Genomic DNA, 17,424 nt, shown 5'->3' with positions numbered 1-17,424 from the left:
GTTGTTGCGTCCCGGATAGCCGTATCCGGAATAAAAGCTGCGCAACCCAACTGTTTTGAGGATGGAGAGCTTCGTGCGGGAGAACCCATTAGTTACGACCCCTGATCAGGTAAAAGTCGGCATTTCTGAGACTCAGGATCTGAGGGCCAAGCGATGAAATCCTATGCACAGGGCGATACCACTTCGGAACTTCTCCACGACACTATCGGCGCCAACCTAGAACGCACCGTCGCATTGTATGGAGAGCGTGAAGCACTGGTGGAAGCCTTCACCGGTCGGCGCTGGACCTGGAATGAGCTGGACCTAGCGGTTAACGATTTAGCGCGTGGACTTCTCTCAGCTGGTTTAGAACCGGGGGATAGGGTGGGAGTTTGGGCGCCAAACTGCGCCGAATGGACCTTGACTCAGTACGCCACAGCAAAAATCGGTGTCATCTTGGTCAATGTTAATCCCACCTATCGAAGTCATGAGTATTCCTACGCGGTCAATCACAGCGGCCTACGGATGCTGATCACCATGACCAGTTTCAAAACGAGTATGTATCGTGAAATGGTTGAACGTTGTGCCGTGGATACTCCGACCTTGGAACGCGTGGTCTATCTGGACACCGCTGACTGGGCCGGACTTATCGAAGCAGGTCAAGGTATAGATCCGGCCTTGGTTAGCCAACGTCTGGCGCTGACCGAACCAGATCAAGCCATCAATATTCAGTACACCTCTGGTACTACGGGATATCCCAAGGGCGCGACACTCAGCCACCGAAATATTCTGAATAACGGATTTTTTGTCACTGAAACTATTCGGCTAGGTCCCGAAGACCGACTCTGCATCCCGGTGCCTTTTTACCACTGCTTCGGCATGGTGATGGGAAATCTGGGATGCACAAGTCACGGAACCACCATGGTGATCCCGGCCCCGAGCTTTGATGCTGAAGCTACCCTGCGAGTAGTGGCCGAAGAAAAATGCACCGGTGTTTATGGGGTTCCCACCATGTTTATTGCGATGCAAAATCACCCAAGTTTTGGTACCCATGATTTGAGTACCTTGCGTACCGGAATCATGGCCGGATCGGTTTGCCCGGTTGAAGTGATGCGCGGTTGCCTAGAAGATATGAACATGTCCGAGGTATCCATCGCCTACGGAATGACCGAAACCAGCCCAGTGTCCTGCCAGACGAGGGCGGATGATGATTTAGAGGCACGTACCGAAACCATTGGCCGCGTCCACCCGCATTTGGAAGTCAAAATCGTGGATCCAGCGACCGGGGAAACTGTGGAACGTGGAGAACCGGGAGAATATTGCACTCGCGGCTACTCGGTGATGCTCGGTTATTGGAATGACGAAGCCAAAACCAAGGAAACAATTGATTCGGAGAACTGGTTGCATACCGGGGACCTCGCGGTCATGCGCGAAGACGGATATTGCGTCATTGTGGGGCGCATCAAGGATATGGTGATTCGCGGCGGTGAGAACATCTATCCTCGAGAGATTGAAGAGTTCTTCTTCAAACACCCAGATATTGAGGATGTCTCGGTGGTGGGAATTCCAGATGAAAAATATGGTGAGGAAATTTGTGCCTGTATCAAGATGAAGGCGGGCAAGGACCCGCTGACCATTGAGGACCTCAGGGCCTTTGCCCACGGTCAACTGGCACAGTACAAAATTCCTGCCTATGCCATGATCCTCGATGAATTTCCGATTACCGTCACCGGCAAAATTCGTAAGGTGCAATTACGTGAAGACGCGGCGAAAAAGTTACTCACCTAAGTATCGGTGAATTACAAACGGCCGTGCTTGGCCAACCGGGCCAAGAGCCCTTGCCTGACGGCGGGCCACTCCTGTGGCAGGATCGAGAAAATCACGGTGTCACGCAGAGTCCCAGTGCTCGCGTCATACATGTGATTGCGCAGCACGCCGTCTTGCTTCGCGCCTAGTCGGGCGATCGCCGCGCGTGACTGCTGGTTATGCCAATGAGTGCAAAAGGCCACGGACAAGCAGTCGAGTTCTTCGAAGGCGCGCTGCAACAAAAGATATTTCGCTGCAGCGTTTATGCCGGTTCCCTGGAAATCGGTGCCAAGGAAAGTGGAACCGATTTCTACCCGTCGGTTCGCTTCGCTGATATTCAAATAGGTTGTTGCGCCCACCGCGTTGCCACTGTGTTCATCGATGATCGCGAACGGTGCCATCTGGCCCTCGGCCTGGAAAGCGAGCCGGCGCGATATCTCAGCGTCCATGCCCTGTGCCGAAGGCGTCTTAGTAAACCACACTTGATCCAGTGAACCGTGGCTAACGATGGCGCCCAAGTCAGCTGAATGCTTGCGGTTCAACTGTTCCAGGCGGACGCCGGCAAATTTCAGGGTGGGGGTTGCACTAAGGCTCATGCCTGCAAGTGTATTGCAGCCAGGAGCCTTAGATTTGTAAAGTTACTTAGCTTCCCGGGTATAGGCCAGATCAAAGACCAAACGTCCGGCCTTCAAAGCTTTGCCTTCAAAGCTGGTGAGGATACGACGTTCAAAACGTGGTGCCCAGCCACCTCGCTCATCAACAAAGTCAGGTTCTGGATCAAAGCCTTCCATACCGTTGGCGCGAACCTTGGTGAGGTTGCTTTCCGTTCCCGAATGCGCGCCTGGATGCTGATTTTCAAATAGTGGGTGAGCTTCGAGTACCTCACGCATTTGTTCGGCGTAGTTAGACCAGTCGGTGGCCAGTCGAAGTGTTCCACCAGGCTTTAATACACGGGCGACCTTGTCCAAGAATGAGGAAGTGATCAGTCGACGCTTGTGGTGACGAGGCTTGTGCCATGGATCTGAGAAGAAGATCCACAATTCGTCGGCGCTGCTCTCTTCGAGCATCACGTCCAAGACCTCTGGAGCATTGGCCTGGACCGCGCGAACGTTTTCCAGTTCAAAGGACTCGACCTTGAGCATTAGCTGGGCTAATCCCGGAAGATAAACCTCCACGGCAAGGTAGTTTCGCTCTGGATCATCCTTGGCAGCGTTGGCAATGCATTCGCCTAAGCCTGTACCAATCTCCACGATGAGCGGGGCCACGCGACCAAAAGCCTGTTCAGGGTCCAAACGGAAGTCATCTGCCACAGAGGTGTCGGCAATCTTGCGAGGTGGCTCAATGACGTAGCTTTCGGCATTGCGCTCCCATGCAGCCGCGCGGCGTCCTTGGAGCCGATTACCTCGGCGCACAAAGGAGACCGGGTCGGCACGAAACAGGGAAGGATCTTTGGCCATGTTGTCGGTGCCTTCGGGTTGCGCGTCGCTACGTTCACTCATGATCATTAATCCTAGCCGAGGACCGGAGGAGGCCCACCAGAAATTCGTAGGGCGTTGCACACCCATAATTCATTTTTGTCACAAATACTAGGGGGCGTTCCGGGTGTTCCCCTATAGCGCGGACTAGCGAAGCGCTGTCATGCTAGAAGCATGACAGATTTAGTGCGTGGCATCTTGAATATCATTTGGCTACTATTCGGCGGCCTGTGGTTAGCGTTGGGGTATGTTCTGGCCGGAATTATCTGCTGCCTGCTCATCGTCACCATTCCGTTTGGTATCGCTTCCTTTAGGATCGCCGGTTACGCCTTGTGGCCCTTTGGCCGCACCGTCGTCGACCGCGGCCCGGTAGGAGCCTTTTCGACACTGGGAAATATTATTTGGTTAGTTTTCGCTGGAATCTGGATCGCCATCGGTCACGTGGTGACCGCGATCCCGATGTTCGTTTCCATTATTGGCATCCCGCTAGGTATCGCAAACCTCAAAATGATCCCGGTATCTTTGATGCCGCTAGGGAAGGAAATTGTTCCTTCGGATTATTACATCGCAGGGATGCGACGCTAAATTTTATGCAACTAAGCTAGAGCCGGTTCCGTATGGACCGGCTTTTGCTTACTTGGTTGTGTCTAAGCTTTTTGCTGTCGGTGCTGCAGGATTTGTTCGCGCAAAATATCAGCGTGCCCACAGTGCTGGGCCAGTTCCCGAAGAACGTGGAGTTGGACCCAAGCTAATGGCAAGGGGCCACGGCGGTTACCTGGAAGAAGCGCATCATCGGCCAACTCTGCGCGAGCTGTACGGGACAGCGAAATAGCGTCCCGGTAAGCGCGCTGGATCGATTCAATAGTGTCTTCGGCCGCCAGATCAAAGGATTGATCAGGTGTTTGCACAATTCCTAGGTCCGCTCGTGAGGCACCGGTGACGGCCTCGCCAAACCAGACTCGTTCCACGAAGGTCACGTGCTTTACCAGGCCAAGCAACGTGGTCTTGGAAGAGACCAGATGCATTTTTGCTTCGGTCTCGCTTAGCCCATCGAGGCATTCCAGAAGCATTTTCCGGTGTTGCTCAATAAACTCGTCAGCCAGTTGAGCCGGATGTGGGGCGTGGTGGGCAGTGGAATCTGGATTGGGCATGCTCTAGTCTGCGCGTTATGCAAGGTGTGACGCAACGTCTGCGTTCAGAGTTTCCAAGCTCTTGCGAGCACATCCCAATGTTCTTGAGTCATCAAACTCACGGGAGTCACCGAGACGGCAACCGGGCCAGCTTCCGAGATAGTTTGTAGTGCGGAAGCAAGTTGTTCTGGTGCCAGCGCCGAGTTTTGCGCCCAAAGCCCTGTCGACATGACGAACCGTCCAGGAAATCTTTGCTGCAACGACCAGGCCAGCCGACCACCATAGTCTGGGGTACTCGCATTGATGGAGAAGTAGTTCCATATGATGAGTCGATCCGCCGCGGAGAGCAAGGTTTCGTAGGCATGACCGGGGAAGCCGCCCGGTCACCGTCCGGGTTTGCCCAGGAGGCCCTGACGTCCATATCCAGGAGTACTCCATGAGCCTGGGCCGCGGTACTAATTCGAGACAACAAGTTGGCCAGAGCGGCCGAACGCCAGATTCCAAGACTCGGGTGCGCGGTGTCAATTTCCCCGGTGGAGGTTCGCGGCCAGTCTTTCTTGCCACTGTGCTTGCTGAAGGAGCGTAAATCTGGGGTTCCGAAGGTGAAGTCGTCAAACATTAGCTCGGTCAATGAAATTCGGTTCGGCTTGTACCTGGCACAAATCTCACCTGCCAGCTGCACTAGTAGGTCTCCGGCTATTCCGCTTTCTAAAGAACTCACGCTAGGAAAGTCATAGGATGCTTCGCCTTGTGGATTGACACCGGCAATGCTCGGGTCAGCCGCGATGATTGCTGGACACAAGGTGTCGATAGTTAGGGTGATTTCCGAATTGCCAGTCAGTTCTGGTCTGAGCGCGTGGATAGCTTCAGCAACGTAGTCTCGGCCGCTACTGGCCACGCCATCCGCGGAGGCCTGCGGCCGTGCTTCCCAGTTGAATGCGGTCCAATCGGTGTGGCCAACGCTGAGTGAGAGCCCCGTGGCATTTACCTGACGAAGCTGTTGAGCATAGTGTTCCCAGCGCGGGGTGTCAGTGACAATGTTTTCAAAGCCGAAACTTACTGCGCGTTCTGAGGGAACAACACGACGCACAGCGCAGGCGTTGGTAGCGCCCAGGGTTACGCTGGCCGACGCCAACGTCAAAAATCGACGGCGCGTGACCGAGCGAACAGTAGACTTCGGCATTATTTCCGGTCCCCAAGATTTGAACTGATTTGAGCTACGGATAGTAGGTCAATAGGTGCGGGAGTCTGGATATTTCGGCGAATCACTGAGCCCCAAGCTAGTTTTCGGCGACGAATCACGCACTGGTACTAGTTCTAACTAGCCATGCTGTGGGCCGGTGGGTCGTTGCCGTTTGATGACGCGTGGAGCAATCGAGAAAAATTTAGTTGATGCGGAATAAGAACACCAGGAGTAGAGTTGAGTTAAGTACACTCAAGTTTATGGGTTCACCCTCAGAGAGAAAGGATTCGCGTGGACACCAAGCTCACCACCAAGAGCCAGGAGGCTCTATCTGCTTCCGGTATGAATGCTTCGACCGCGGGAAACCCGCAGATCGAACCAGCTCACTTGCTGAAGGCCTTGTTGGATCAGCGAGACTCGGTTGCCGTGGCATTACTGAAAACCGCAGGTCTGGACGTTGAAGCGCTCTCGGTGAAATCTAGTACGGCTATCAATACCTTGCCTGCTAATTCGGGATCCTCGGTGGCTCAAGCCCAATTCTCTCGTCAATTGCTCCAAGTAGTCAGCACCGCACAGGAGATCGCGAACAACATGGGGGACACCTATGTCTCCACCGAACACCTGCTGATCGCCTTAGCCTCTGACCAGACCAAGGCCGGCGAAGCGCTGCGCGACTCCGGGGCTACCCGGGAATTGTTGGTGGCAACGTTGCCCACTATCCGTGGGGACCGCAAGGTTGATAACCCCAACCCGGAAGACACCTTCCAAGCCCTAGAGAAATTCGGCACGGATATGACCGCGCTAGCCCGCTCGGGCAAACTCGATCCGGTCATCGGCCGCGATAAGGAAATCCGCCGCGTGGTCCAGGTACTCTCCCGGCGCACCAAAAATAACCCGGTGCTCATCGGTGAGCCTGGCGTAGGTAAAACCGCCGTGGTTGAAGGACTCGCTCAGCGCATGATCGCCGGAGACGTTCCAGAGTCGCTGCGAGGAAAGACGCTCATCTCGCTAGACCTCGGATCTATGATTGCCGGCGCGAAATACCGTGGCGAGTTCGAAGAACGCCTGAAGTCTGTACTCGAAGAGATCAAAGCCTCGGACGGACAGATTGTCACATTCATCGATGAGATTCATACCGTCGTAGGCGCTGGCGCTTCCGAAGGCGCTATGGATGCCGGCAATATGCTCAAGCCAATGCTCGCGCGCGGTGAACTACGCCTGATCGGCGCCACCACGCTGGATGAGTACCGCGAAAATATCGAAAAAGACCCGGCACTGGAGCGTCGCTTTGCGCAGGTCTATGTGGGGGAGCCAAGCGTGGATGACACGATCGCAATCCTGCGCGGACTCAAGGAACGCTACGAAGCACACCACAAGGTGTCCATCGCCGACTCGGCACTCGTGGCTGCTTCTACGCTGTCTAACAGGTACATCTCCGGGCGACAGTTGCCGGACAAAGCCATTGACCTGGTCGATGAGGCGGCCAGCCGCCTGCGTATGGAGATTGACTCGGCTCCCGAGGAAATCGATGAGCTGCGCCGTGAAGTGGACAGGCTGACCATGGAAGAGCTCGCGCTCGCCGGGGAGACCGATCCGGGGTCCATCGAACGCCTCGACGCGCTTCGTATGGATATGGCCGATAAGAAGGAAACCCTCGATGCGCTCAATGCCCAATGGGATGCGGAGAAGTCAGGGCTGAACCGCGTAGGTGATCTGAAGGTGAAGCTAGATGAGCTGCGCTCGCAGGCCGAAAAGTTCCAGCGCGAAGGTGACCTGGAAAATGCCTCACGACTGCTCTACGGAGAGATCCCCACGTTGCAAGGCGAACTTGAAGCGGCAGCCGAGGCTGAGGCAGGCAAGAGCCACGAACACACCATGGTGGCTGAAGAGGTGACCGCTGATGACATTGCCGAAGTCATCTCGGCGTGGACAGGTATCCCCGCCGGACGGATGCTGCAAGGCGAAAGCCAGAAGCTGCTGGAGATGGAATCAATCATCGGCCAGCGCCTGGTGGGTCAGCAACAGGCGGTAACCGCGGTCTCCGATGCGGTGCGCCGAACCCGTGCGGGAATTTCGGATCCGGACCGGCCTACCGGCTCGTTCCTCTTCCTTGGACCTACCGGTGTGGGTAAGACGGAGCTGGCCAAGTCGCTAGCCGACTTCCTCTTTGATGATCCTCGCGCGATGGTGCGTATCGACATGTCCGAGTACGCCGAGAAGCATTCGGTTTCGCGACTAGTCGGAGCGCCTCCGGGCTATGTCGGTTATGAAGAGGGTGGACAGCTGACCGAAGCGGTAAGGCGCCGTCCGTACTCGGTGATCTTGCTGGACGAAGTGGAAAAAGCCCACCCTGAAGTTTTCGACATCCTCTTGCAGGTGCTTGATGATGGACGCTTGACCGATGGGCAGGGACGTACCGTTGACTTCAGAAACACGATCTTGATCCTGACCTCCAATATGGGTTCCCAGTTCCTGGTGGACCCAAACCTGGAAGACAAGGACAAGAAGGCAGCCGTGATGAACGTGGTCAATGCTTCCTTTAAGCCAGAGTTCTTGAACCGTCTGGACGAGATCATCATGTTTGATCCGTTGAGCATCAACGAGCTGGGCAACATTGTGAAACTGCAAATTGACCTGCTGGCTGCACGGCTTTCCGAGCGTCGACTAAGTTTGGACGTTTCCGAAGCCGCCAGCGAGTGGCTGGCCATGACCGGCTACGACCCGGCTTACGGTGCTCGGCCGCTTCGCCGATTGGTGCAACGCGAAATCGGTGACCGATTGGCTCGTCAGCTCCTGGGAGGAAATATTCAGGACGGGGATCGGGTGCAGGTGGGCCTTGACCCGGAGGGAGACAAGCTCGTCGTCACCCGCGGAACCAGCGAAAGCGAGTAGCTAAAGGTTGCGTCGACGCACTGATGGCCGGTGGAAATCCACCGGCCATCAGCGTAAGTCAGTGACGTAACTTAGCTTTCTTCGTTATCGGGAAGTAGCGAGTTGCGAACATTTCCCTCGGTCAGTCCCAGGAAGCAAGAGACCTGACGGTCACCTTGGGACCAGGTACTTTCCGAGGGGCGTGAGAAGTGGTACGTCCAGGTGGAATCCAGTCCAGCACTAGGGTCGAGTGAAACTGATTTGCACAGCGATTCGGACTCGGTGAGCAACTCATTTGATCCGGGATATTTGTCGCCGGTCAACTCGAAGGTTCCGATGAGCTGAGCGTTATGCGAGGAATCGCAGGTAACAACCGTCTGTGGGGATAGCGGAGAATCAAAGCCACGCAGGCAGTCGCCGAGGACTAACTGCTCCGGGGGGATCGAGGCGGCGATCACTCCGTCCAATCCGGGGCTTTCATTTCGCTCTACGGTGTTCGCCTCTGGCGTAGTTGGTGTAATAAAGCGAAGTACAACGAAAACTACCGCGGCGCTCAAAGCTAAAACAGCAATGACGAGCAAAACCCACTGGCCGATTTGCCGTTTGGGCTTCTCCGATTCCGGCTGTAGGGGCGGTAAAGCCGCCTGCGGCTCGGGTAGATCTTTTTCCACCACCTGTAGTGCTCCTTCAAGGATTGCCGAGGATATTTTGGGAGCAAGCTCACTAAATAGTCGTTGGACTAATCGACAGTCTAACGGGTCTGGCACGTGTTGCGTTCAGCGCTCGCCGTGGAATCGTGTTAACCTTTAATTACGAAAGAACTGATCACATATTCGGGGGCCTCCACCTATTAGGTGGACCACCTTCCGACTCTACTGAAAAGAGGGGGTCACGCCATGGGGCGCGGCCGTCAAAAGGCTAAAGCACAGCGTCAAGCGCGAGACATCAAGTACTACTCGCCCTCGACTGACCTGACAGCACTCGAGCGAGAGCTGGGTATCAGGTCCGAACATCAGACCCCAAAACCGGTGCCTGTTGATTCTTCGTATGACGACGAATATTCGAAATACGACGAGCAGACTAAAAAGTACTCGGGAGACGACGACGCCGACTAAACATCGGCCAGTTAACCGAGAGTCTTTGGCTCGGGTGCCAGCCTTCATTTGAAGTGGTGCAGCTCTACAGTACATATTTACGACAAGCCGCAACGACTAAGCTAAATTAGCTTTAGGTCGCTGCGGCATTTGTCGTGTTCGGAACCCGCGAAAGGGCGCACACTAGTGAGTACACCCGAAGAGCTATCGATTCAGATGGCCCATCAATCTGCCATACGTTCGATGCAACGCATCGTTGAGCAACAAGCGCAGCCGCATCCCAACGCAGAAGCTCGGGCCGGAGTTCAAGCTCAGCTGGACCGTGGCAACGTCCTGGTGGTGACCGGAGCCGGAGTCTCCACAGATTCGGGTATTCCTGACTACCGCGGCCCGAACGGTTCCTTACAGCGTCACCGTCCGATGACCTATCAAGAATTCAAGTATCGACCCGAAGCACGCCAACGCTATTGGGCCCGCGGATTTGTTGGCTGGCGGCACATGTTTCGGGCCGAGCCTAACGCCATCCACCACCGACTAGTGCGTTGGGAAGAAGAAGGTCGAATCAGCGGCATCATCACCCAGAATGTTGATGGCTTGCACCAGCAAGCTGGTTCCAAGACGGTGATCCCGGTGCATGGGGACCTCTCGATAGTGCGTTGCCTAGATTGTGGGAAATCCGAAGACCGGCAGCATTTTGATGACCGGCTCCAAGAGCTCAACGTTGGCTACCTGGAAGCCGTAGACGTCGATCCTAGCGCCATCAACCCGGACGGTGACGTAGAACTACCTCAGTACCTGGTGGACCGCTTTGTGATGGGAAGCTGTCTGTATTGTGGCTCGCTGGCTTTGAAGCCGGACGTTGTCTACTTCGGGGAAAACGTGCCAGCCGAACGCAAGGAGCAAATTGCCAGGCTTGAAGAAAGCTCCGACTCGTTGCTGGTGCTTGGCTCGTCATTGGCGGTGATGAGCGGGTACAAAATCCTTTTGAACTTTGTTAGGAGAGGTTTGCCTGTTGCCTTGGTAACGAACGGGCACGTGCGTGGCGAGCAGAAGGCCACCTGGCGTTGGCGGGTTCCGCTGGATCAGGCACTGTCCCAGCTTCACTAGCCGGGTCACTTTAAAGAATTGATGCGTCACACCCGGAAAGGGGGCGACGCATCAAATCGTTAAACTAGCAGTTACTTGGCGTAGTTACCGGTCAGCAGCACGCCACCACCGTCAACGCCCTTGGCACCCTGTACGTAGTCCAGACCTGCCGAGCTAGCCGCTGGGTCAAGCTTCTCTACCGAGCCCATGATCCATGCGCCCATGCCGGCCTTGTTCAACAGCGCCACCGCGCGGTCAGCAACACTCTGGTCCACTACTGCCACCATGCCCACGCCCAGGTTCAGGGTACGTTCAAGGTCAGGCAACGGAACGTTGCCGAGGGAAGCAATCGTGGAGAAGACCGCTGGAAGCGACCAGGTGGAGCGATCCACGCGAGCCATCAGGCCCTGGGGGAGTACGCGAGCCAAGTTAGCTGCCAGACCGCCACCGGTGACGTGGCTGAATCCGTGAACGCCGAAGTCTTCTCCGGTATTCAATTCATCAATCAAGTCCAAGCAGGCAGTGGTGTAAATGCGGGTCGGAACCAAAAGTTCCTCGCCCAAGGTGCGGCCGAACTCGGCGACCTCACGCTCTAGTTCCCACTTAGCATGTGCGATTACGCGGCGCACCAGCGAGTAACCGTTGGAGTGGATGCCCGAGGAGGCCATACCGATGACCACGTCACCGGCCAACACACGTTCTGGGCCCAGCAGCTGATCTGCCTCGATAACACCGGTGGCGGCACCTGCCACGTCGTATTCGTCTTCGGCCAGCAAGCCTGGGTGCTCGGCGGTTTCGCCGCCTACCAATGCGGTGCCCGCGAGCTTGCAACCCTCGGCGATACCTCGCACGATGTCGGCAATACGCTCCGGAACTACCTTGCCGGTAGCGATGTAATCGGTCATGAACAGCGGCTTCGCGCCAACCACTACGATGTCATCTACCACCATGCCGACCAGGTCCTGGCCGATGGTGTCGTGGATATCCAGCTTCTGGGCGATAGCCACCTTGGTGCCCACACCATCGGTGGAAGTTGCTAGGTAAGGCTTCTTGTATCCGGTCAGGAAAGAAACATCGAATAGGCCAGCGAAACCGCCGACCCCGCCGACTACTCCGGAAGTGTGCGTGGCCTTGATGGCGCCCTTCATCAGTTCAACGGCGCGGTCACCGGCCTCGACGTCGACACCGGCTCCGGCGTAGGTGATGGAGGTGGGCTGCTCTTGCGTGCCGCTCATGGCAGATGGGTCCTTTTCTGTCGTGAACACCGAGGTAACGGTGCCGCTTGCAACGAGGTAGTAGTGAGGTGGCTAGTTACAGGGAAGATTCGAGTTCGGCATCCGGGCCCGGCTCGCAGCCGCCCTGGTTGCTCTTCTCCAGCAGGTTCTTCCCGCGGCGCTCATCACCTGGCAGCGCAATCGGGTAGTCGCCGGTAAAGCACGCGGTGCACAGCTTCTCGCGAGGCTGCAAGGTCGCACCGATCATGCCTTCCTCGGAAATGTAAGCCAAAGAATCGGCGCCGATGGACTTACCGATTTCATCCACGGCAGCACCATTGGCAATCAGTTCCGCACGGGTGGCGAAATCGATGCCGTAGAAGCAAGGCCACTTCACCGGTGGTGAAGAGATCTTTACGTGGACCTCGGCGGCACCAGCTTCGCGCAACATCCGCACCACGGCGCGCTGGGTATTACCGCGCACAATCGAATCGTCCACCACAACCACGCGTTTGCCGCGCAGCACGGTTTCCAAAGCATTAAGTTTCAGCTTGATACCCAGCTGACGCAAGGTCTGCGAGGGCTGGATGAAGGTGCGGCCCACATAGGCGTTCTTGACGAAACCGTGGGTGAAAGGAATCCCTGATTCCTCGGCATAACCAATGGCGGCAGGTGTGCCGGATTCCGGGACCGGGATGACAATATCTGCATCCGCACTGTTTTCACGGGCCAGCTGACGGCCCATTTCTACGCGAGCTTCATACACTGAGCGGCCAGCAATGGAAGCATCCGGGCGGGCTAGGTACACGTACTCGAAGACGCAACCCTTCGGGGTGGCTTCGGCGAAGCGAGTAGAACGCACGCCACTTTCATCGATAGCGATCAGTTCGCCAGGCTCAATTTCACGAATGAATGAGGCGCCGACGGTAGCAAGACCGGGCTGCTCGGAAGCAACAACCCAGCCACGGTCCAAACGGCCTAGAACCAGCGGGCGTACCCCGTGTGGGTCACGCGCTGCATACATGGTGTTTTCATCCATGAAGACAAAGCAGAATGCGCCTTCAATCTTCGGCAGCAACTCCAACGCGGTTTCTTCTAAGGACTGGCCTTCGGAGCCAGCAAGCAACGCGGTGACCAGCGCGGTGTCGGTGGTGTTGCCCTGAGCGATTTCGCCACGGACCTTGCCCCCGTCGGCCAGCTGCTTAGCCTCCACCATTTCGGCTAGCTGCGCCGAGTTGGTTAAGTTACCGTTATGCGCCAAAGCGACGGTGCCGGTCTGGGTAGGGCCCAAGGTTGGCTGCGCGTTGGCCCAGTGGCTTGCCCCGGTGGTGGAGTACCGGCAGTGGCCAACTGCTAGGTGGCCGGTCATCGAATTTAAGGTGTTTTCATCAAAAACCTGGGAAACCAAGCCCATGTCTTTGTACACGTTGATTCGCGAGCCATCGCTGGTGGCAATACCGGCGGACTCTTGTCCACGGTGCTGCAGAGCGTAGAGCCCGTAATAAGTTAGTTTTGCAACGTCTTCGCCAGGTGCCCAAACACCAAAAACTCCGCATTCATCCTGCGGACCTTTTTCGCTGGGAAGCAAGTCATGATTAAGTAGTCCATCGCCACGCGCCATGTCAATATTCTCTCATGTATCTATTGGTCGTCTTCGACCGCTTATGTGGTGAGCGACGACCAGGTGCGCGGCCGCCACATGCCTTCCTGGGAAGGGGAGGGCGCCTAGCCTTGTTGCTCGCTGGTGGTATCCCCGGCCAGGGGCACCGCCAGTTTTTGGGTGGTTTTGCGCGAAGTTACGCGGTCGATAATTACAAAGGCAAGTGCGCCCAGCCCAATGCCAAGTCCTGCACAAAACATGGCGAAGAATCCGATAGCCGAACCTACGGTGTAATCCATTGAAGGTTCACCAAGGAAGCCAATGATGGCACCGATCAGCGCACCGAGAACGGCGCCGGTCAGTACAAATGGCCAGAAACGTGGTGCCGCATGAACCAGCACGGTAATTGGCTGATCAGCGGATGACGGGGTGGCGGGGTGTTGCTCCATACTTTAAGGGTACTCAATTAGTGGCAGATGTGCCGACAAGTCTGCCCTTAGTCCGGAGGCATGCAATTGCCCCGATTGCACGGCCGTAGCCCAATCGGTTCTCCCGGTGACTAGCGATAGCCATAATTCAGCAGGCATTTCGACCACATTCGGAGGGGTCCCGCGGGTATGCCGAGGCCCTTCAATGCATTGGGTCACACCAAAGGGTGGGATGCGCACCTCAACAGAGTTCCCCTCGGCCCGAGAAGCGAGTTCTTCCAAGGTGAAACGCACCGCGGTAGCGAGGGTGGAACGCCCTGTTTTCCCCTGAGTTTCAGCGTTTTGCGCCCACTCGCGCAGCGCTGTGCGCCCCATGGGTTCATCGATTCTTCTTTTGATCGCCATAGCCTTAGATCTGCTTCCTTCGATGACGTGAAAATGTCATATTTCCCGCTGCTCTTACTTGGATAGGAGTGAAGATCGTCTGATTATTTCATTGCGAACCTAGCAAAGTAAGCAACTCACAAGAGTAGCGATCGGTTTTCCGGTCATCCAATGTAAAGAGGACGGCGGCGTACGGCCAATATTAGAGTGGCGACAACACCGGTAGCGATGAGGCTTAGCCCCGTCCAAGATTGGGGATGCGATTCCATGATCCATGCCCAAGGGTAGAACGAGGCTTCTTTATTCCGGGCAAAAGCCGATGCGAATACTACATAGCCGACTGGCAACACGGTCGCTGCTGCAAATAAACCAAAGAATCTGCCTAGTACCCAAAGCGCTAAAAGCCCCGCCAAATCGCGTCCATACAACGCGCCTGGCATAACCATTCCCTGGTGGGTGAGAGCCCCGACGCCAGCGCACAGCAGTGTTGATAGCAAAGCCAGAACAAGGACGAAAATAGCCGAATGGGCCCAGATGTTCCGTACCGATGAGTGCATCCAAGGTCGCTCGGCTCCAGTCACGCAAGCTCCGAGGATGACACAGAGCAATAGCGCCGGTATCACCGGAGCCGGCATCTGCGTGGGCATCGTCAGCGAGCCTAGAAAGGGAATGGAAATTAGCTTCTGCCCGTAAAATCCGGCTCCCACGCCACAAACCACAGTCGCGAATAAGCACGTCAGCCCCCGATGCGTACGGAACACAAAAGTCATGAATCTTTCCCAGGCTTTGCTGGAACTTCGCATCGAGTCAGGCTGTCATACGCTCTCAAGGCCCAGATCTGTTGTTCGTCCCTGTTCAATGACGCGAGGGGTTGTTCTAACCCACCCGAGGGGATTCCAAGAACTTGCTCCTGGGCGTACCCCGTGCTCCATTCTTGCAGTAGTTGGATCATGGCGTATTGCTGGTCGAAATCATCACTATCGCATAATTGATTTGCCAGCTGAGACGCATATGAACTGGCCGCCGCGTAGACCACTTGCTCATCGGTATAGCTTGGTTCAAAAGCAGTCAGTAGAACTCCGTCTTCTTCTACCGTTAGATCGGTATCCATTGAAGCAGTGACGCGTTGCGGTTCTGGGAAACCGACTTTAGTCAGAGAAGTGATGCTCTGGGCAACCAGCATCCGCCGGTCCCCTCCTGAGAGCTGTACCTGGTTCAAACAAACTTGCGGTCTAGTGTTCGAGCATTCGAATTGTTCGTCACTCATAGCCACCGCCGGAATACCTTCTAGATCTTTTCCCAGCCATAAGCCCGTAGCGACGGATGCCAGAATTAATAATGTTCCGGTGGCTATGTGCACTGAAGGCAACGACGCGGAGATGCGTTTCCTCTCCAACGGACGATTAGTGCCCGCGAGAATAATAAAACCTGTCGTAGACAGTGCTGAGAACACGACTAGTGCCCATATTGCATGGAAATCAATATTCTGTGCTGCCATGCAGCAACCATTAAGAGTCATTCCTGACAGGTAATGCAGAGGGAAGAAACTGCTGGTTCCGGTGAATGCAAGAAATAGGTAGCTACCCACCAAAGCCAAGGGAATCGCAAAACGACCGTGGAACCATTGGCCTAGAAGATTGCCGAACGCGGCGTGAGCGGTAATGGCCAGTACGTAACCAAATAAGATCAACCCGTCACTCAGTTGCGGGATGACTTTGGAATTCAGCAAAAGAATGATGACACTTGTGAACTGGACAATGACTCCAGCGGTCACGCTAGGCCACAGACGGAAGAACACGCGCTCGAAGTAACTCCGAGACACGGCATCGAGCACACCGCGACTTAGGTTCTCCCTGCTGGATTCAACGGCTGCGCTCAACGAAGAAAGTAAACAGGAAAAAAGTAACGTCGTGGATGCAGCAGCCAACGCGGCTTGAGAACTACCCCGCACCAATTCCATCTCGGTGTAACTAAATAGATAAACCAGGGCCACTACTAAGAACAGTGGTAATAGCCAGACTGAGGGGCGTTTCGCCAACGGATACATTAGTTTTCCCTGTCGACAAGTCGTCCATAAGCTGACCGGATTTTATCGCGAGGGTCTGTTTCTGATTCTCCAAACGCCATGAATTCGAATACCGAGCCGTGGAATTTTTGCTGTCCTTTGTCTAGGACGCATATTCGATCGAAAGTACCATCGATGTCTTCAGTTTGGTGCGTCGAGACCAACACGATCTTTTCCGGATCGATTCCTTGCAAGATGGTCTGGAATCTATCGCGTTGATTCGGGTCTAGGCCCGCTGTGGGCTCGTCAAGCAGAATCACTTTTGCATCATGGGCTAAAGCTCCCGCTAGTCCGAGACGCCGTTGTTGACCGCCAGAAAGTGCCGTGGCCTTGCTCTGTGCCATCTCGGTAAGTCCTACCTGGCTGATCGCGGCCGGGGCGCGGCGTTTGGCTTCGCGCCGGGATGCTCCATTCAGCCATGCGCTGTAGGTGACGTGGTCCTGTACCGTCAGTCCGCCGACAGGAACAAAATCTTGAGGAAGCCAGGAAATTTGCTGCCGATACTTGCGTAAATTAGTAGCAGGTACCGAACTGTCAGAATCGTTTAAGGCGATGTATCCGGACTTATGACTGAGCACCGTTGCGAGCAAGGCAATGAGTGTGGATTTTCCAGCCCCGTTTGGGCCAAGAAGCGCCGTGCGCCCCGGACCAAAAACTACATTGAGGTTTTGTAGCAAAACGGCGCTACGAGGGTAGGAGAATGAAAGATTCTCCATGGCTAAAGTCGACATACGTTGAGTTGGGATTCCTTTTGCTTGGTAGCTTTCACCGGAAAAGCCCAAGGGCCGTCGTGAGACCAAATGTCACGGCCAGAAAATAGATTGCTGCACCAGACAAACCGAGGACATGTTGTCGTTTCTCGTCTGGGTTGTCGGTGCAAACGGATTAGATACTTCTGCAGACAAACCTCTTGACGAATCGTAATTATCCTAGACTCGGATCATTAAAATGACTAACCGGGAGGGTGTTCATCACTACTTTCAAGCAAAAAAAGTAAGTTTTTGGTGAAGAATCTATTTAGCGATTGCGCGGAAATATTCATCTTCCAGCTCAATGTAGGAGTCACCGTTCTTCCGAAAAGCAGTGACGTGGAGCATTGAAGTGATAGC

General features: G+C 55.3%; 16 protein-coding genes. 5 read left to right on the top strand and 11 right to left on the bottom strand.

The annotated features are described in order from the left end of the window. The first annotated feature begins 153 nt into the window (after nucleotides 1–153). Complete coding sequence (locus ACX5K5_RS12430) at nucleotides 154–1,767, top strand: AMP-binding protein (RefSeq protein ID WP_459174455.1); 1,614 nt, start codon at nucleotides 154–156, stop codon at nucleotides 1,765–1,767. Nucleotides 1,768–1,778: 11 nt separating this feature from the next. On the opposite strand, the gene ACX5K5_RS12425 is transcribed toward ACX5K5_RS12430, so the two are convergent. Continuing rightward, the gene (locus ACX5K5_RS12425) at nucleotides 1,779–2,381 is read right to left on the bottom strand and encodes a GNAT family N-acetyltransferase (RefSeq protein WP_459174454.1); all 603 of its coding nucleotides are present in this window, start codon (nucleotides 2,379–2,381) and stop codon (nucleotides 1,779–1,781) included. 42 nt (nucleotides 2,382–2,423) lie between these two features. Then, nucleotides 2,424–3,284 (bottom strand): tRNA (guanosine(46)-N7)-methyltransferase TrmB, encoded by an 861-nt coding sequence (trmB, locus tag ACX5K5_RS12420; protein ID WP_096257096.1) that lies wholly within the window; start codon nucleotides 3,282–3,284, stop codon nucleotides 2,424–2,426. Nucleotides 3,285–3,434: 150 nt separating this feature from the next. Here trmB and ACX5K5_RS12415 point away from each other — a divergent pair, with 150 nt between their 5' ends. Then, nucleotides 3,435–3,845, top strand: a complete 411-nt coding sequence (locus ACX5K5_RS12415) for a YccF domain-containing protein (protein WP_096257063.1) — start codon at nucleotides 3,435–3,437, stop codon at nucleotides 3,843–3,845. A 62-nt stretch (nucleotides 3,846–3,907) separates the two neighbouring features. Here the strand turns inward: ACX5K5_RS12415 and ACX5K5_RS12410 are convergent, their stop codons facing one another. Further along, nucleotides 3,908–4,411: a DinB family protein gene (locus ACX5K5_RS12410; RefSeq protein WP_096257062.1), complete on the bottom strand. Its 504-nt coding sequence runs from the start codon at nucleotides 4,409–4,411 to the stop codon at nucleotides 3,908–3,910. 106 nt (nucleotides 4,412–4,517) lie between these two features. Next, nucleotides 4,518–5,573, bottom strand: coding sequence for a hypothetical protein (locus ACX5K5_RS12405; RefSeq protein WP_459174453.1), 1,056 nt, complete (start codon nucleotides 5,571–5,573; stop codon nucleotides 4,518–4,520). Nucleotides 5,574–5,864: 291 nt separating this feature from the next. Between ACX5K5_RS12405 and clpB the strand changes: the two genes are divergently transcribed. Beyond that, on the top strand, nucleotides 5,865–8,465 hold the full coding sequence (clpB, locus tag ACX5K5_RS12400; RefSeq protein WP_459174452.1) for an ATP-dependent chaperone ClpB: 2,601 nt from the start codon (nucleotides 5,865–5,867) through the stop codon (nucleotides 8,463–8,465). Between the two features lie 71 nt (nucleotides 8,466–8,536). Here clpB and ACX5K5_RS12395 read toward each other — a convergent pair whose 3' ends face one another. Next, nucleotides 8,537–9,115, bottom strand: a complete 579-nt coding sequence (locus ACX5K5_RS12395) for a septum formation family protein (protein WP_170947909.1) — start codon at nucleotides 9,113–9,115, stop codon at nucleotides 8,537–8,539. Between the two features lie 225 nt (nucleotides 9,116–9,340). On the opposite strand from ACX5K5_RS12395, the gene ACX5K5_RS12390 reads away from it, so the two are divergent. Both ACX5K5_RS12390 and ACX5K5_RS12385 read left to right on the top strand, forming a co-directional pair. Continuing rightward, the gene (locus tag ACX5K5_RS12390; RefSeq protein WP_096257058.1) at nucleotides 9,341–9,559 is read left to right on the top strand and encodes a DUF3073 domain-containing protein; all 219 of its coding nucleotides are present in this window, start codon (nucleotides 9,341–9,343) and stop codon (nucleotides 9,557–9,559) included. Nucleotides 9,560–9,754: 195 nt separating this feature from the next. Further along, nucleotides 9,755–10,645, top strand: coding sequence for a Sir2 family NAD-dependent protein deacetylase (locus ACX5K5_RS12385; RefSeq protein WP_459175443.1), 891 nt, complete (start codon nucleotides 9,755–9,757; stop codon nucleotides 10,643–10,645). A 71-nt stretch (nucleotides 10,646–10,716) separates the two neighbouring features. Here ACX5K5_RS12385 and purM read toward each other — a convergent pair whose 3' ends face one another. From purM to ACX5K5_RS12355, 6 genes are all read right to left on the bottom strand, one after another. Beyond that, the gene (gene purM, locus ACX5K5_RS12380; protein ID WP_096257056.1) at nucleotides 10,717–11,859 is read right to left on the bottom strand and encodes a phosphoribosylformylglycinamidine cyclo-ligase; all 1,143 of its coding nucleotides are present in this window, start codon (nucleotides 11,857–11,859) and stop codon (nucleotides 10,717–10,719) included. A 76-nt stretch (nucleotides 11,860–11,935) separates the two neighbouring features. After that, the gene (gene purF / locus ACX5K5_RS12375) at nucleotides 11,936–13,459 is read right to left on the bottom strand and encodes an amidophosphoribosyltransferase (RefSeq protein ID WP_096257055.1); all 1,524 of its coding nucleotides are present in this window, start codon (nucleotides 13,457–13,459) and stop codon (nucleotides 11,936–11,938) included. Between the two features lie 104 nt (nucleotides 13,460–13,563). Continuing rightward, the gene (locus ACX5K5_RS12370) at nucleotides 13,564–13,887 is read right to left on the bottom strand and encodes a hypothetical protein (RefSeq protein ID WP_096257054.1); all 324 of its coding nucleotides are present in this window, start codon (nucleotides 13,885–13,887) and stop codon (nucleotides 13,564–13,566) included. 3 nt (nucleotides 13,888–13,890) lie between these two features. Next, on the bottom strand, nucleotides 13,891–14,271 hold the full coding sequence (locus tag ACX5K5_RS12365; protein WP_096257053.1) for a sterol carrier family protein: 381 nt from the start codon (nucleotides 14,269–14,271) through the stop codon (nucleotides 13,891–13,893). A gap of 745 nt (nucleotides 14,272–15,016) precedes the next feature. Further along, nucleotides 15,017–16,024 (bottom strand): hypothetical protein, encoded by a 1,008-nt coding sequence (locus ACX5K5_RS12360; RefSeq protein ID WP_459174451.1) that lies wholly within the window; start codon nucleotides 16,022–16,024, stop codon nucleotides 15,017–15,019. Between the two features lie 272 nt (nucleotides 16,025–16,296). Beyond that, nucleotides 16,297–17,046, bottom strand: coding sequence for an ATP-binding cassette domain-containing protein (locus tag ACX5K5_RS12355; protein ID WP_096257050.1), 750 nt, complete (start codon nucleotides 17,044–17,046; stop codon nucleotides 16,297–16,299). Nucleotides 17,047–17,424: the final 378 nt, after the last annotated feature.

The organism is Glutamicibacter bergerei (assembly GCF_054495185.1).
Note: the sequence above shows the minus strand (reverse complement) of the source record. Positions and strands in the feature narration are given on the sequence as shown.